Origin of the sequence: Amycolatopsis sp. NPDC059027, from assembly GCF_042739735.1 — a bacterium.
Lineage (GTDB): Bacteria > Actinomycetota > Actinomycetes > Mycobacteriales > Pseudonocardiaceae > Amycolatopsis.
In genome coordinates this window covers 201,078-216,401 of the sequence record NZ_JBHYIK010000006.1, presented here as the reverse complement: position 1 = coordinate 216,401, position 15,324 = coordinate 201,078, and the positions used below count along the sequence as shown (strand labels likewise).

Annotated in this window: 16 protein-coding genes; 11 read left to right on the top strand and 5 right to left on the bottom strand. The window is 69.9% G+C overall.

Going from position 1 to position 15,324, the window contains the following annotated elements; genetic code table 11:
- On the bottom strand, positions 1–422 hold a 422-nt coding region (locus ACFWY9_RS06680; RefSeq protein ID WP_378338342.1), incomplete at its 3' end, for a PHP domain-containing protein.
- 192 nt (positions 423–614) lie between these two features.
- Between ACFWY9_RS06680 and ACFWY9_RS06675 the strand changes: the two genes are divergently transcribed.
- From ACFWY9_RS06675 to ACFWY9_RS06660, 4 genes are all read left to right on the top strand, one after another.
- Positions 615–1,193, top strand: coding sequence for a TetR/AcrR family transcriptional regulator (locus ACFWY9_RS06675; RefSeq protein ID WP_378338341.1), 579 nt, complete (start codon positions 615–617; stop codon positions 1,191–1,193).
- A 73-nt stretch (positions 1,194–1,266) separates the two neighbouring features.
- Positions 1,267–1,605, top strand: coding sequence for an SDR family NAD(P)-dependent oxidoreductase (locus ACFWY9_RS06670; protein ID WP_378338340.1), 339 nt, complete (start codon positions 1,267–1,269; stop codon positions 1,603–1,605).
- Positions 1,542–1,724, top strand: a complete 183-nt coding sequence (locus tag ACFWY9_RS06665) for an SDR family NAD(P)-dependent oxidoreductase (protein ID WP_378338346.1) — start codon at positions 1,542–1,544, stop codon at positions 1,722–1,724. The genes ACFWY9_RS06670 and ACFWY9_RS06665 overlap by 64 nt, the downstream gene beginning before the upstream one ends.
- Entirely contained in the window at positions 1,708–2,058 is a 351-nt protein-coding gene (locus ACFWY9_RS06660; protein WP_378338345.1) for an SDR family oxidoreductase, read from the top strand. The genes ACFWY9_RS06665 and ACFWY9_RS06660 overlap by 17 nt, the downstream gene beginning before the upstream one ends.
- On the opposite strand, the gene ACFWY9_RS06655 is transcribed toward ACFWY9_RS06660, so the two are convergent.
- The gene (locus ACFWY9_RS06655) at positions 2,045–3,592 is read right to left on the bottom strand and encodes a plasmid pRiA4b ORF-3 family protein (RefSeq protein ID WP_378338339.1); all 1,548 of its coding nucleotides are present in this window, start codon (positions 3,590–3,592) and stop codon (positions 2,045–2,047) included. The two genes, ACFWY9_RS06660 and ACFWY9_RS06655, sit on opposite strands and share 14 nt — an antisense overlap.
- A gap of 30 nt (positions 3,593–3,622) precedes the next feature.
- A complete protein-coding gene (locus tag ACFWY9_RS06650; protein WP_378330613.1) occupies positions 3,623–6,037 on the bottom strand; it encodes a GH92 family glycosyl hydrolase in 2,415 nt (804 codons plus the stop codon).
- Between the two features lie 265 nt (positions 6,038–6,302).
- Here ACFWY9_RS06650 and ACFWY9_RS06645 point away from each other — a divergent pair, with 265 nt between their 5' ends.
- The 7 genes from ACFWY9_RS06645 to ACFWY9_RS06615 all read left to right on the top strand — a co-directional run bounded on the left by ACFWY9_RS06645 (position 6,303) and on the right by ACFWY9_RS06615 (position 13,743).
- Positions 6,303–6,707: a nitroreductase/quinone reductase family protein gene (locus ACFWY9_RS06645; protein ID WP_378338338.1), complete on the top strand. Its 405-nt coding sequence runs from the start codon at positions 6,303–6,305 to the stop codon at positions 6,705–6,707.
- Positions 6,704–7,366, top strand: coding sequence for an alpha/beta hydrolase fold domain-containing protein (locus tag ACFWY9_RS06640; protein ID WP_378338337.1), 663 nt, complete (start codon positions 6,704–6,706; stop codon positions 7,364–7,366). The genes ACFWY9_RS06645 and ACFWY9_RS06640 overlap by 4 nt, the downstream gene beginning before the upstream one ends.
- Before the next feature lie 165 nt (positions 7,367–7,531).
- Positions 7,532–8,203: a FadR/GntR family transcriptional regulator gene (locus tag ACFWY9_RS06635; RefSeq protein ID WP_378330621.1), complete on the top strand. Its 672-nt coding sequence runs from the start codon at positions 7,532–7,534 to the stop codon at positions 8,201–8,203.
- Between the two features lie 103 nt (positions 8,204–8,306).
- Entirely contained in the window at positions 8,307–9,650 is a 1,344-nt protein-coding gene (locus ACFWY9_RS06630; protein ID WP_378330620.1) for an amino acid permease, read from the top strand.
- A 38-nt stretch (positions 9,651–9,688) separates the two neighbouring features.
- On the top strand, positions 9,689–10,615 hold the full coding sequence (locus ACFWY9_RS06625) for an asparaginase (RefSeq protein WP_378338344.1): 927 nt from the start codon (positions 9,689–9,691) through the stop codon (positions 10,613–10,615).
- A gap of 10 nt (positions 10,616–10,625) precedes the next feature.
- Complete coding sequence (locus tag ACFWY9_RS06620) at positions 10,626–12,032, top strand: aspartate ammonia-lyase (protein ID WP_378338336.1); 1,407 nt, start codon at positions 10,626–10,628, stop codon at positions 12,030–12,032.
- A gap of 82 nt (positions 12,033–12,114) precedes the next feature.
- Positions 12,115–13,743, top strand: a complete 1,629-nt coding sequence (locus ACFWY9_RS06615) for a CocE/NonD family hydrolase (RefSeq protein WP_378338335.1) — start codon at positions 12,115–12,117, stop codon at positions 13,741–13,743.
- A gap of 167 nt (positions 13,744–13,910) precedes the next feature.
- Here ACFWY9_RS06615 and ACFWY9_RS06610 read toward each other — a convergent pair whose 3' ends face one another.
- Complete coding sequence (locus ACFWY9_RS06610) at positions 13,911–14,672, bottom strand: phosphodiesterase (RefSeq protein ID WP_378338334.1); 762 nt, start codon at positions 14,670–14,672, stop codon at positions 13,911–13,913.
- Positions 14,673–14,674: 2 nt separating this feature from the next.
- On the bottom strand, positions 14,675–15,301 hold the full coding sequence (locus ACFWY9_RS06605; RefSeq protein ID WP_378330607.1) for a GntR family transcriptional regulator: 627 nt from the start codon (positions 15,299–15,301) through the stop codon (positions 14,675–14,677).
- Positions 15,302–15,324 lie beyond the last annotated feature (23 nt).

Sequence of the window (15,324 nt, the reverse complement as noted above, 5' to 3'; positions counted from 1 at the left end):
CGCGGCTTCCGGTAATACCCCTGCATGCTGGCCAGCGACGACAGCTTGAACAGGTTCCGCAGCCCGGTGGCGTTCCGCGCCAGCATGGTCATGTGGGTGTACGCACCGGCGCCCGAGACGTCGCCGCCCTCACCCAGTTCGTCCGAGCCGCGTTGGTTCGCCTGGCCCCAGAAGACCGGCTTCTTGTGGAAGCGGCTCTCCGGCGCGATGTAGGCCTCGATGCCGATGATCGGCTTGAGCCCGTGCTTCTTGGCCTGCTGATAGAACTCGTCGCCGCCGTACATGTTCCCGTGGTCGGTCATGCCGACCGCGGGCATGTCGAGCCGCGCCGCCTCCGCGAACAAGGGAGCGATCTTCGCCGCACCATCGAGCATCGAATACTCGGTGTGGACGTGCAGGTGGACGAAAGAATCGTTCGACACCAGCGAAAACCTCCCCTAAGACGAACGGGTCCGGCGTGGATGCTGCGACGCGGCCGGGGTCTCCACCCTATGCGCCGGACGAACCGGCCGGTGCTGCTGGGTCAGTCTGCTCCGAAGGCTCATCCTGTGCCACCACGACGCGCCGGTTCGCCATATTTGACCTCTGGTTCAAGAATTTGGTTAGCTCCCCTCATGGCACGCGGCAAGAGCTTCGACGAGGACGTGGCCGTCACACGCGCGATGGAAGTGTTCTGGTCCAACGGTTACGCCGGAACCACCCCACAACAGCTCGTCGACGCGCTCGGCATCGGGCGCGGCAGTCTCTACAACGCCTTCACCAGCAAGCATTCCCTGTACGAGCGCGCACTGCGGCGCTACTTCGAGACCGAGACGGTCCGGTTGATCGAAACGCTCGACGCCCCCGGCCCGGCTCGCGATCGGCTCCGCGCCGCACTCCAGCTGGTCGTCGACGCCGCGCTCACCGACGACCGGCGCCGCGGCTGCCTCGCCGCCAACGCCGCCGTCGAGTTCGCGGACCGGGACGACGAGGTGAACGTGCTGGTACGTCGCGTCTTCGACCGGCAGGAGACAGCTTTCCGCGACACGATCAGGGAAGGCCAGCGGGCTGGGGAGATCGCGGCGGACGTCGACGCCGGAGCGCTCGCTGCCCTCCTGCTCGCCACCATCAACGGCATCCGGGTGCTGGCCAAGGCCGGTCCGGACCCCGACCGGCTGGCCGGACTGGCCGAGACGGCGCTACGCGCGCTCTGAGAGTCGCTCCACCCCTTGGGCACGCTTTCCTGCCCAAATTTTGTAACTCTAGTTCAAGAAAGTGGGAGAGATCATGGACCTGCGTCTGGCGGGGAAGACCGCGGTGGTCACCGGCGGCAGCAAGGGCATCGGGCTCGCCATCGTCCGCACGCTGGCCGCCGAGGGCGTGCGCGTGGTCGCGGCGGCGCGCACCGTCACCCCCGAGCTGGCCGCGCTCGCCCCGGACGTCACCGCCGTGACCGCGGACCTGTCGACCCGCGAGGGCGCGAGGACGCTGGGCGCTCGCGCCCTCGACGTGCTGGGCGGCGTCGACATCCTGGTCAACAACCTCGGCGGGTCCGGTCCGGGATCGGGCACGACGAGCGGTTCGCCGACATCGACGACGACGCCTGGCAGGAGACGTTCGCGCTGAACCTGTTCAGCGCGGTCCGGGTCACCCGCGCGGTCCTGCCGAGCGTCGTCGAACGCCGGGGTGTGATCATCACGATGCCGTCGATCGGCGCCCGGTTCACGCATCCCCCGATCGAGTAAGGCGCGGGCCAAGGCCGCGCTGACCAACGTCAGCAAGGCACTCGCCGAGGAACTGGGCCGCCACGGCGTCCGCGCGGTGACCGTGAGCCCCGGTCCGACCCGCACCCAGAACTGGTCGGACCCGTCGAGCATGGCCGGCGACCTCGCGAGGGAAGCCGGGCTCGACCTCGACACGTTCCTCGCCGAGCTGCCCGGGCGGATGGGCATCACCACCGGACGGCTCGCCGAGCCCGAGGGAACCGCCGCGCTGGTCGCGTTCCTGGCCTCACCGCACGCGGCGAACATCACCGGCACCGACTACCGCGTCGACGGCGGGGTGTTCAAGACCGTGTGACCAGTCCGGACTCTCCGAGTTCCTCGTTCACCTCGTCGGCGCTGAAATGCTCCGGTTCGAACTCATCGCCGTCACAGAGACCCATCCAGTCCAGCTGCGACTCGTGGTCCGGATCGTCCGGATCAGCGAGGGTCGCGACGAGGTGCTCGTAGCCGCCGACCCCGCCGCAGTCCTCCGGCGGGGCGGCGCGGCGGCCGCCGGTGCAGCGCGGGTAGGTCGCGGCAGGGTCGGCGTCCACCACCTTCTCGACGAGGATCTCGTGCTCCCAGTGGTCACCGAAGTCGTAAAGGTAGCGAAACTTGCTCTTCGCCTCGGGTGCGACCTGTTCGAGAGCCACAGCGCTTTCGTCGCCGAAAGCCAGCTCCGGATCGGGAATCCCGAAATCGCCATACGGGGTCTGGAACACATGCAGATGGCTGTGCTCCCATTCGAAGGCGATCTGGACGATCTCGTGCAGCAGGGAAAGCGTGGTGTCCGCACGCACTTCCAGCCGTCGCCAGATCGGCGGCTTCGCGCCCTTCAGGCTCATCTTGAGCTGGTAAACGGGCGCGGGGCCGTCGGTCTTCTTCCGCTTCGGCGGCAGCTCCGCCGTCTCCACAGGGCCGAGATCGAGAGGCGGCCTGGACGTCAGGTACGACACGCTGTCACCGCAGTCGGCGGGATGTGGCGTCCTGGGCTTGGACGACTCCGGAAGGCCGCGCAGCCTGGCCCGCGTCAGCATGGCGTTCGCGGGGTAGGCGGGCAGCTCCGATTCCTCGTCCAGCTCGTCGTCCAGCAGCAGCGCGGCCAGCGGGTCTTCACCGTGGTCCTCTCGCACGTCCAGTGCGGTCTCGACCTGTCGGCGGAACTCGGCGGGCTCAAGATCCTCCTCGACGAATTCGAGCCCGGCCGCGACGCAATCCTTACGCATGCTGTCGACCATGCTGGACACGTCGCGGCTTTCGAGGACCATGATGTCCCTGGCGGCGCCGCAGTCCGCATTGTCCACATGGATCACCAAGCCGTGTGACCGGTCACCACGCTGGAAGTGGCCGACGAACACCGCGACAAGGCCGAGGGTGTCGCCGAGCCGCTTGCATCCGGAAACCGTCACGGGCTCGCCGAGTTCGGCCGCCCATCGAGGCTCCGGCACCCCCGCGCCCACGAGCCGGGCGGCGGCCGCCGACGCGGCTTCGCCCAGGCTGCCGTCGCCGACCGAGCCGACCGCCAGCAGCAGCGCCAACGCCCCGGGAGACGCCTCGGCTTCGATCGCCGGCAGGAGGCCGTCGAGGAACAGCTCTGCAGTGCCACCGCCGAACTGGCTGTTGGCCACGACGAGTGCTCCCGTCACCTCCGCCTGGAGCGGGTCCTCCTCCGCGCGGAGGTCCTCACCGACCGCGGCCAAGCCCTTGATCAGGGTCTCCGGGTCGATTTCCTCGCCGGTGCACTCCGGGCAGTCGCATTCCTCGACCGGGGGCACGACGGTGAGGGGGAAGCGCTGTGCCTTGGTCTTCTTCTGCTTTTTCGGCTTACGGCCACGGCTGCGAGGGCTCATTCCCCTTAGTGTGCCCGGTCACCCTGGCAGTCAGGAAAGAGGTGCCTGCGGCGGCGCGTCGGCCGGCGCGGTCCCCCAGCCGGTGTTGGGCCGGGTGCCCAGGTCGTAGGTGATCGTGCCGCCGTTCGTCACGAACGCCTCCGACACCCACGGCCGCGGCGTCGGCGAACCGTTGACCCGCACGCCCTGGACGTAGAACGTGCCGGCCGAGGCGCGCGGAGCCTCGACGGTGATCGTGGCGCCGTTGCCGCGGTGTACGACCGCCTTCGGGAACAACGGGCTCGCCAGCACGAGGTCCGCGCGGCTCGGGATCTGCGGGAACATGCCGAGCGCGGCGAAGACGTACCAGGACGACATCGTGCCGAGGTCGTCGTTGCCGGGCAGGCCGCCGGTGCCGGGGCCGTACACGGTGTTCACGATCTGGCGGACCGTTTCCTGCGTCTGCCACGGACGGCCGAGGTAGTCGTACAGCCATGGCGCGTTGATGTCCGGTTCGTTGCCAGGGTTGTAGTGCAGGTCGTCGATGCCGGTCAGCGCCCATTTCCCAGCGCTGTCGTGGAAGAACGCGTCGAGCCGGGTCACCGTGGCCTTGTCGCCGCCGAGCCCGGCGACGAGACCGCGGACGTCGTGCGAGGCCATCCAGGTGTACTGCGCGCTGCTGCCCTCGACGAACCCGGCGTCCGAAGCCGGGTCGAACGGCGTCACCCAGCCGCCGTCCGCGCGGCGGGCCTGGACGTACGGGCCCGCGGCCGTCGCCTTCGGGTTGATCAAGTTCCGCCAGTACGCCGAGCGGGCCAGGAAGTTCGTCTGTTCCGGCGCGCGGCCGAGGCGTGCGGCCCAGTCGGAAAGCGCGTAGTCGGCGACGGAATCCTCGAGTGTTTCCGCCGCCGAACCCCAGCAGTGGCAAGCGTTGTCCGGGGCGTAGTGCAGACGCAGGTACTCACCGAGGCCAGGGCGCTGGCCGACGCACTGCACGGGACAACCCGCGTCGCGCGTGTCGTTCGCGGTGGGCACGGTGGCCGCCCGGACGAGCGAGTCGAAGGCACCGCGCACGTCGAAGTCCTTGGCACCGAAGGCATACATCCCGGCGAGCGCGGGTGCCGAAGGGTCACCGCTCATCACGTGAGTGGGGCCGTTGTTGTGCAGCCACCGGTCCCATTCGCCGCCGTTCTGCCCGGCGAAGTTGGACAACGACTGGGCGTAGTCGCTCGCTCGGCGTGGATCGAGGAACGCGAGAAGCTGGACCTGCGCGCGATAGACGTCCCAGCCGGAGAACGTGCCGTACTGCGCCCGCTGTCCCTTCGCCAGCCGGTGGACCTTGCCGTCGCTGCCGAGGTATTCACCGGTGACGTCGTTGGCCAGGCTCGGCTGCTGGAGTGCGTGGTAGAGCGCGGTGTAGAAGGTCGTGAGCTGCGAACGCGTGCCGCCGCCGAGGACGATCCGGGACAACTCGCCCTGCCACGCGCGCCGGGCGGCACCGCGGACGGCGTCGAAGGACGTGCCCGCCGGGATCTCGGCGTCGGCGTTGCGCCGCGCGTTCGCCGCGCTGACATAGGAAATACCGATCCTCGCGGTGACCGGTCCCTTCGCCGGGTCGAAGGTGACGTAGCCGCCCGAGCCGTGGCCCGGCCGCGCCGCGTCGGTGAAGCCCTCGCCGCCGCTCGCCCGGCTCGTGCCGGGACGCAGCGTGCCGTCGGCCCAGGTGCCCTGGCCGACGACCGGCTTGTCGAACTGGACGCTGAAGTGGAGCGTGTAATAGGAGCGCTGGTTCTCGGCGCCGCCGTCGGTGCGTCCGCAGAAGCCGCCGGAGTCGACCGATCCGGTCACCGTGGCGTGTTCGGCGTCGATACGGATGTCGGCATTTTTGCTGCCGGGCAAGGAATTCGACGTGCGGAACAGCAGGTTCGCGGGTTCGCCCTTCGGGAAGGTGAAGCGGCCGAGCCCGGCTCGGTCGGTGACGGTGAGATCGGCGCTCGTCCCGTTGGCGAGGCCCACGCGGTAGTGACCCGGCTCGGCGGTCTCGTCGGCGTGCGAGAAGTCGCTGGCGAAGATCTCGTCCTTGCTGTCGGCCGAGGGAGACGTCCGGATTTCACCGGGGAACGGCATGATCGGCACGTCCCCGGACGCGCCGGGCGTGCAGCCGGTGCCGTTCAGGTGGGTCAGGCTGAACCCGCGCAGCCGCGTGACGTCGTACTGGTAGCCGCCCGCCGCGCCGCTGCCCGCCTGGTTGCCCTTGGTCGTGGTCGGGCTCCAGGCGATCATCCCGAACGGCTTCGTGGCGCCGGGATAGACGTTGCCCGCGTTGGTGGTGCCGATCATCGGGTCCACAAAGGACACCGGGTCGGCGACCAGCGCGACGGCGGCTTGCGCCGGGGTGATCGTGGTGGCCGCGAGTGTCGCGACGCCGAGCGTGGTGAGGAACGTGCGCAGGGTCCGGTTCGCCATGACCGTCCTTTGACATCGTTGTCAGTCTGACGGTCCGTAACGCTACCGATACGGCCGAACCGGGGTCAACGCGGCGACGGCGTCCTGTCCCGTTGTCATGGACTGAAGGGGACGTTCGTCTCACGGGATTTGCTGAAGGGGACTTTCCTCGCATGCGACGAGAGGAAAGTCCCCTTCAGCACACGCCGCCGGAGGAAATCACGTTGACGCGAGGAGGTGCGCACGGCAGACTTCAACACTGTTGAAGTTCGAGTGAAGGAGACGGATGAAGATCGACCTGCGAGCCATGAACGAGCGTGTGATCGCCGGCTTCCGCGCGCGTGGCGGGCAGGCTGACGGGCCGCCGATGCTGCTGCTCACCACCACGGGCGCGCGCAGCGGACAACCGCATCTGACGCCGCTGCTGTACCTGCCCGACGGCGAGCGTCAGGTGGTGTTCGCGGCCAACGGCGGCGCCCCGGAACACCCGGACTGGTACCGGAACCTGCGCACGAACCCGGCGGTCACCGTCGAGACCGGCGGCGAGACGTTCCCGGCGCGGGCCACCGAAATCATCGGCGAGGAACGCGACCGGCTGTTCGCCGCGCAGGCGGCCATGTTCGGCAGGCTGACCGAGCACCAGGCGAAGACCGGCCGCCCGTTCCCGGTCATCGCGCTGACCCGCGCATGACCACGCCGGTCACCGTCGTCCACGCGCACGGCGGCGGATTCACCTCGTACGACCCGGAACTCGGTGCCGCCAGGGCACAGGCGCTGGCCGCGGCCGGGCTCCGGGTCGTCCCGGTGGCGTACCGGCTCGCGCCGGAACACCGCTGTCCCGCGCAGATCGAGGACGTCCTCGACGCGTGCCGCGGAATCGACGGGCCGTTCGTGCTCCTCGGCGAGTCGGCGGGCGGCACGATCGTGTTGTCCGCGGTGGCCCGGCTGATCGACAGCGGCCGCCTGCCGCTGGGCGTCGCGGCGATCTCCCCGGTCACCGACCTGACGCTGCCCGGCGCGTCCTTCCTCACCAACGAAGGCAAGGACATCATCGGCCGGGCCGTGCTCGCCGAGTCCGTCCGGGCCTACCTCGGCGGACTCGACCCGGCCGGCCCGCACTCCCCCGCGCACCTGCCGCTGGAAAACCTGCCGCCGCTGTGGCTCGCGGTCGGCACCGGCGAGGTCCTGCTCGACGACGTCACGGCGTTCGCCGGACGTGCCCGCGACGCCGGCGTCCGGACCGAACTCCGGCGTTATCCCGGCGCCCGGCACGGCTTCCAGTTCGGGGAAAGCACCGTCGACGCCGACCTCGCGCAATGGCTCACGAGCCTCATCGCAGCCGTGAACTGACCCACATTCCCGATGATCACCGCAGGTCAGCGACCCGTCCGACGCGCGCCCCCGCCGAGCGGCCAGCCGTCGTCTTGACAATGTGGACGGTCGAACCCGACGATCTCGCCCATGAACCTGTCTGACAGCCAGACAGCCGGACAGGGTCCGCGTCGGGTGAGCGCCATGGAAGCCGTCCTGGCCCATCTCCGGCGTGCCATCGAGCGGGGAGACTACGCGGTCGGCGACAAGCTCCCCTCGGAGGCCAGCCTCGGCAAGGAGTTCGAGGTCAGCCGCTCGGTGATCCGGGAAGCACTGCGCGGGTTGCAGGCGCTCGGGCTGACGATGTCGCACACCGGCAAGGGCACGTTCGTGACCGCGAACGGGCCGGTGGAGAACCCGACCTTCGGGCCGTATTCGGCCCGCGACCTGTTCGAGGTGCGCCGCCACGTGGAGATCCCGGTCGCCGGGTACGCCGCGCTGCGCCGCGGCTCCGACGATCTCGACCTGCTCGGCCATCTGGTCACCCGCATGGACGCGGAGACCGACAACACCGCCTGGGTGGCGCTCGACTCGCTGTTCCACATCACGATCGCGCAGGCATCGGGGAACCCGGTGTTCGGCAAGGTCATCGAGGAGATCCGCGACGCGCTGGCCCGCCAGTCGTCGTTCCTCAACCAGCTCGGCGGACGGCGCGCGCAGTCGAACGTCGAGCACCGCCGGATCGTCACGGCGATCGCCGCCGGTTCGGAGGAGGCGGCCGTGGCCGCGATGACCGCGCATCTGCAGCACGTCGAAAACGCCCTGACCACCATCGTGCGGCCGAGCCACGCGAAAACCCCGGACAAGGACGACTGACACCGTGAGCGAGACCCTCCAAACCACCGAACAGGCCGCCCCGGCGCGGGTCGACGCCGGCGACGTCGGCTACAGCAAATCGCTGAAGTCCCGGCACATCAACATGATCGCCATCGGCGGCGCGATCGGGACCGGCCTGTTCCTCGGCGCGGGCGGCAGGCTCACGCAGGCGGGCCCGGCGCTCGCCATCGTGTACGCGGTGTGCGGGCTGTTCGCCTTCTTCGTGGTGCGTTCGCTCGGCGAACTCATCCTGTACCGGCCGTCCTCGGGTGCGTTCGTCTCCTACGCGCGGGAGTTCATGGGCGAGAAGGGCGCGTACGTCGCGGGCTGGATGCACTTCCTGAACTGGTCGACCACCGGGATCGCCGACATCACCGCGATCGCGCTGTACGCGCACTTCTGGTCGTTCTTCACGCCGATCCCGCAGTGGGTGCTCGCGCTGATCGCGCTCGCGGTCGTGCTGACGCTGAACCTGGTGTCGGTGAAGCTGTTCGGCGAGATGGAGTTCTGGTTCGCCATCATCAAGGTCGCCGCACTGGTGGTCTTCATGGTCGTCGGCATCGTGCTGCTGGTGACGCAGACCCCGATCGACGGCCACGCCCCCGGCCCGCAGCTGATCGCCGACCACGGCGGGATCTTCCCCGCCGGGATCCTGCCGATGGTGCTGATCGTCCAGGGCGTCGTGTTCGCCTACGCCTCGTGCGAACTGGTCGGCGTCGCGGCCGGTGAGACGGAGAACCCGCAGAAGATCATGCCGAAGGCGATCAACTCCATCATGTGGCGGATCGCGGTCTTCTACGTCGGTTCGGTGGTCCTGCTGGCGATGCTGATGCCGTGGAGTTCCTACAGCAAGAACGAAAGCCCGTTCGTCACCGTGCTTTCGCATCTGGGTGTGCCGTCGGCGGGCAGCATCATGAACCTGGTCGTGCTCACCGCCGCCATGTCCAGCCTCAACTCCGGCCTCTACTCCACCGGCCGGATCCTGCGGTCGATGTCGAAGGCGGGGTCGGCACCGAAGTTCACCGGCGTGATGAACAGGAACCAGGTCCCCTACGGCGGGATCCTGCTCACCGCCGCGGTGTGCGTGCTCGGTGTCGGGCTGAACTACCTGGTGCCGAAGGACGCGTTCGAGATCGTGCTGAACTTCGCCGCGGTCGGCATCCTCGGCACCTGGGCCATCATCGTGCTGAGCCATCTTCTGTTCGTGCGCAAGGCGAAACGCGGCGAGGTGACGCGGCCGTCCTACCGGCTGCCGTTCTCGCCCTACACCGAGATCGCGACGCTGGTGTTCCTCGCGGCGGTCGTGGTGCTGATGGGCTTCGACGAGACCGGGCGGATCACGCTGATGGCGCTGCCCGCGATCCTCGTCGCGCTGGTGGTCGGCTGGTTCTGCGTACGCAAGCGGATCGACATGAGCGTGCTGGAAGCCGCGGAGGAAAAGCTGTGAGAACCACGGTTCCCGCGCACGAACCGCTCGTGCACCTGATGCGCGGCGGCATGGTCGAAGGCGTGCACCACGGTTCGGTAGTGGTGCTCGCGCCGGACGGGTCGACGCTGATCGCCGCGGGCGATCCCGACGCCGTGATGTACCCGCGTTCGACGGCGAAACCGCTGCAGGCGGCGGCGATGGCGCGGCTCGGGCTGCGCCTGCCGCCCGCCGGGTTCGCGATCGCCGCGGCCAGTCACTCCGGCGAAGGCATCCACCTCGACGCCGCGCGCGCGATCCTGGCGGCGCACGGCCTCACCCCGGAAGCGTTGCGTACCCCGGAGGACTACCCGTTCGACCCGGTCGAGCGGGACGAGTGGGTGGCCGCCGGGCGCGTGCCGAGCAGGCTCGCGCACAACTGCTCGGGCAAGCACGCGGCGATGCTCGCGACCTGCCGCAAGTACGGCTGGTCCGAGCACGACTACCTCGACCCCGGCCATCCGCTGCAACTGGCGATCGCCACCAGCGTCGAGGACCTGACCGGCGCGCCGATCCCGCACGTGAGCGTCGACGGCTGCGGCGCGCCGCTGTTCGCGATGACGCTGCGAGGACTGGCGACCGCGCTTTCGCGGATCGCCACCGCCCCTTCGGGCACCCCGGAAGCCCTTGTCGCGCACGGCATCCGGGCGCACCCTGAGCTGGTGGGCGGGTCGCGGCGGGACGTCACGGCGCTGATGCGCGCGGTGCCGGGGCTGATCGCGAAGGACGGTTTCGAGTCCGTTCAGGTCGCGGCGCTGCCGGACGGGACGGCGGTGGCGATCAAGATCGCCGACGGCGCCGACCGGGCCCGGCCGCCGGTGCTGGCCGCCGCGCTCGCACTGTCCGGTGTGGACAGTGCGGCACTCGCACCGTTCGCGGGGACGGACGGACCCGACGGCCTGCGGGTCACCGGGACGCTGGCGCGGCACCTGGCCAGCGCCGCCTAGGGGGAGAGACATGACACACCGCGTCGAGCACGATCTGCTGGGGGACAAGGAAGTTCCGGCAGGGGCGTACTGGGGCGTGCACACCGCGCGGGCCCGGGAGAACTTCCCGATCACGGGCACCGCGATCTCGGCCTATCCGCACCTGATCGAGGCGCTGGCCGCGGTGAAGGAGGCCGCGGCCAGTGCGAACGCCGAGCTGGGGCTGCTGTCGCCGGCGGACGCCGAAGCGATCTGCGCGGCCTGCAAGGAAATCCGGGCGGGCGCGCTGCACGACGAGTTCGTCGTCGACGTCGTCCAGGGCGGCGCCGGTACGTCGACGAACATGAACGCCAACGAGGTGATCGCCAACCGCGCGCTCGAACTGCTCGGGCACGAGAAGGGCGACTACGCCCGGCTGCACCCGAACGAACACGTCAACCTCGGCCAGTCCACCAACGACGCCTACCCGAGCGCGGTGCGGCTCGCGACGATCATCGCGGTACGCGAGCTTTCCGAGGCGATGATCGTGCTGGAACAGGCGTACGCGGCGAAGGCCGCCGAGTTCCACGACCTGCTCAAGATGGGCCGCACGCAGTTGCAGGACGCGGTGCCGATGACACTGGGCCAGGAATTCGGGACGTACGCGGTGATGCTCGGCGAGGACCGGCTGCGCCTGACCGAGGCGGTCACGCTGCTGCACGAGATCAACCTCGGCGCGACCGCGATCGGTACCGGGCTCAACGCGGCGCCGGGGTACGCCGAAGCCGCGTGCCGTCACCTGCGCGAGATCACCGGCCTGCCGCTGGTGACCTCGGCGGACCTGGTGGAGGCGACGCAGGACTGCGGCGCTTTCGTGCACCTGTCCGGGGTGCTCAAGCGGATCGCGGTGAAGCTTTCCAAGGGCTGCAACGATCTCCGGCTGCTGTCCTCGGGGCCGAGGGCGGGGCTGAACGAGATCAATCTGCCGCCGGTGCAGGCCGGGTCGTCGATCATGCCTGGCAAGATCAACCCGGTGATCCCCGAGGTGGTCAACCAGATCGCGTTCGAGGTCATCGGCAACGACGTCACGGTGACCATGGCCGCCGAAGCCGGGCAGCTGCAGCTCAACGCGTTCGAGCCGATCATCCTGCACGCGTTGTCGGAGAGCATCACGCATCTGCGGTCGGGCTGCCTCGTGCTGGCGCGGCGCTGCGTCGAGGGCATCACCGCCAATGCCGACGTCATGCGGGGATATGTCGACAACTCGATCGGGCTGGTGACCGCGCTCAACCCGAGCATCGGGTACGCGGCGGCGACCGAGATCGCCAAGGAGGCACTGGCTTCCGGGCGGGGCGTGGCCGAACTGGTCGTCGAAAAGGGACTCCTGCCCGCGGACGAGCTGGCGAAGCTGCTGCGCCCGGAAACCGTCGCGAGGCTGGTCCCGCCCGCGACGGCCTGATCGCTCGAAGTGAACGGCGGCACGGGGACGCGTTCCGCGGGTAGCGTCGGGTGGGAGAGATCACCCGGCGAAAGGCGGATCCGTGCTGGAGCGAGTTGTCGACCGACTGCTGGGCCTGCCTCCTGCCGAAGGCCCGCCGCCGGTGGTGACCAAGGAGCTGCCGATCCCGATGCCCGACGGCGTCCGGCTGCTCGCCGACCGCTACGCCCCCGCCGGGACCACGTCGGCGCCGGTCGTGCTGATCCGCACGCCCTACGGCAGGGGCGGGCTGATGGGCAAGATCTTCGGCGCGGCGTTCGCGCGGCACGGGCTGCAGGTGGTCGTGCAGAGCACCCGGGGCACCTTCGGCTCCGGGGGCGAGTTCCGGCCCTTCCACCTGGAGAAGGAGGACGGGCTCGCCACCGCGGCATGGTTGCGGGAACAGCCGTGGTGTGACGGCAGGCTGGCCATGGCGGGCGGCAGCTACCTCGGGTACACGCAGTGGGCCCTCGGGCCGTACCTCGACCCACCGCTGGAGGCGATGTGCCTCGGGATCACCGCGTCGGAATTCATCTCGACCTTCTACCCCGGCGGGACGCTCGCCGCGGACGACATGGTGTCATGGTCCACGCTGATCGGGCGACAGGAACAGCGGTTCGCCGCGCTGCCCAACCCGTTCCAGACCCGCCGGACCCGGCGGGCGATGACGACCCTGCCGATCTCCGCCGCCGACGTCGCCGCGATCGGGAAGCCGGTGCGATTCCTGCAGGACGTCACCGCGCACGCCGAGCCGGGCGACCCGTTCTGGTCCATGGTCGACCACCGCGAAGAAGTGGCCGGGCTGAAGACCCCGGTGAGCATGGTGACCGGCTGGTACGACCTGTTCCTCGCCGAACAGCTGCGCGATTTCCGCACCCTTGCCGCGGCGGGCCGGAATCCGCGGATCACCATCGGCCCGTGGGCGCATGGCGAACCCGGCATGCTCCGGGTGCTCGTGCCCGACCAGATCTCGTGGCTGCGCGCGCACCTGCACGGTGACAGCGCCCAGCTGCGGCGGGCCCCGGTGCGGATCTACCTGCAGGGAGCGGGGCGCTGGCTCGACTTCGACCAGTGGCCGCCGGAGGAAACCACCGCGAAACCGCTCCACCTTCAGCCGATCGGCGGACTCGGCGAGGACGTACCGCGCGATTCCGTGCCCGCGAAGTTCACCTACGATCCGGCCGACCCGACGCCGTCGGTCGGGGGGCCGCTGCTGACCGGGAAGACCAAGCAGCGGGACAACCAGGCCGTCGAAGCGCGGTCGGACGTGCTCGTGTTCACCGGCGCCCCGCTGGCGGCGGATCTCGACCTCATCGGCGAGGTGTCCGCGACCATCCACGTGCGCACCGACCTCGGCCACGCCGATGTCTACGTGCGACTGTGCGATGTGGACAGTCGCGGCGTCTCGCTCAACGTCACCGAGGGCATCCTCCGGCTCCGTCCCGGCTTCCCGGAGTCCGATGTGGACGGCGTGGTGCGGGCGTCGATCGAGCTGGAGCCGACCGCGTACCGGTTCCGGCGCGGGCACCGGCTACGGGTCCAGGTCGCGGGCGGCGCCTTCCCCCGGTTCGCCCGTAACCACGGCACCGGGGAACCGCTCGTCTCGGCGGTGGCCGGAAAGCCCTGCCGCTTCGAGATCTTCCACGACCCGGCCCACCCCAGCCACCTGACCCTCCCGGTCTTCCCCGGCTGAGTCCTTTGTGGAGTGTTGGTCCGGCGGGGCTTCGCGCCGTCAGGCGCTACCGTCGGCCTGCGCGGGGAAGTCCGAGGGACGCCCTCGGTGCGTTGAGTGCGACGAGGGCGTCCCTCGGTGCGGCGAGCGCACCCAATGCCACATTGGGGCGTTTGAGCCACCCCGGATCAGAGCGGGACGGAGCGCACGTGACTGGTGAGCCGCCCGTCCTCGTGCAGGACGTGGAGCAGGAGCGACGGCGGCCGGTCGTACTCGATCGGCCCGCCGTCGGGCCAGTCGCGGTCACCGCCCGGTTCGGCCGGCAGCAGGGAGCCAGAGACGACACCGGGCGCGACCCGCAATGGCAGCCCGGCGAACGTCGTCGACGCGCCGGTGTGCACGTGCCCGCACAGCAGCGCCACGACGCGGGGGTGCCGCGCGAGCACCGCGGCCAGCCGGTCCTCGCCGGACTGCCGGATCCTGTCCACGGCCGGGACGCCGACCTCGACCGGCGGATGGTGGAACGCGACGAACGCGGGCCCTTCGCCGGAAGCGAGCACCGAGTCCAGCCAGCTCAGCGTCTCGTCGTCGAGAAAACCCGCCCCGCTGCCGGGAATCGTCGAATCGCACATCGCGAACAGCGTCCCGCCCACCTCGTGCGCGCTGTTGATCGGACCGTCCTCCGGCGGCGCGTCCAGCAGCACCTCGCGGAAGGCGGCGCGGACGTCGTGGTTCCCGGGACAGGTCAGGACCGGCGAGGAATGCTTGAGCAGTTCCGCCGCGCGGTGGTACTCCTCGGGCAGGCCGTGGTCGGCGATGTCGCCGGTCACCAGCACCGCGTCGACCGGCCGCGCGAGCCCGCCGAGGTAGGCCATCACCGCCGCCACCCGCGCCTCCGCACGCTCCCCGCCGTCGAGATGGATGTCGCTCAGCTGCGCGAAAACCGCCACGGTCAACCCCTTTCCAGAAACGCCAACGTCTTCACCCAGTTCCGGACGAGCAGGTCGGACGCCGCGGGCAGATCCCCCGCCCGGATCGACGCCGCGATCAGGCGATGCTCGTCGATGCTCTCCGCCGCGCGGTGCGCTCCCCCGAAGTACAGCGTGTCATAGCGGCGCAGCAACGGTTTCGTCTGCTCGATCAGCCGCAGCAGATGGGGATTGCCGCAGCGGGACAGCAACAACGCGTGCCAGCGTTCGTCCGCGTCCAGCAGATCACCGCCGGAATCCAGCACCGAAGCCATCTCCTCCGCGACGACGTCGAGCGCGTCGGGCAGCCCGGCGAGGTCGAACGACGACGTCCAGCGCAGCGCCAGCGACTCCAGCTCCGCCACGAGCGGGTAGAGCCGCCGCGCCTCCTCGGGTTCCAGCGGCGGGACCAGGAAACCCCGTCCCGGCGCCGACACGAGCATCCCGCGATCGGCCAGCCCGATGAGCGCCTCCCGCAGCGGCGTCCGGCTCACGCCGAGCTCCCGCGCGAGGTGCACCTCGTTGATCCGCGCCCCGGCCGCGAGCCGCCCGTCGAGCACACGCGCGGTGATTTCCTGGATGAGATCGCGACGCAAGAGCTCCCTCGGCATGGGAGCAGTATTGCATGCAGCAC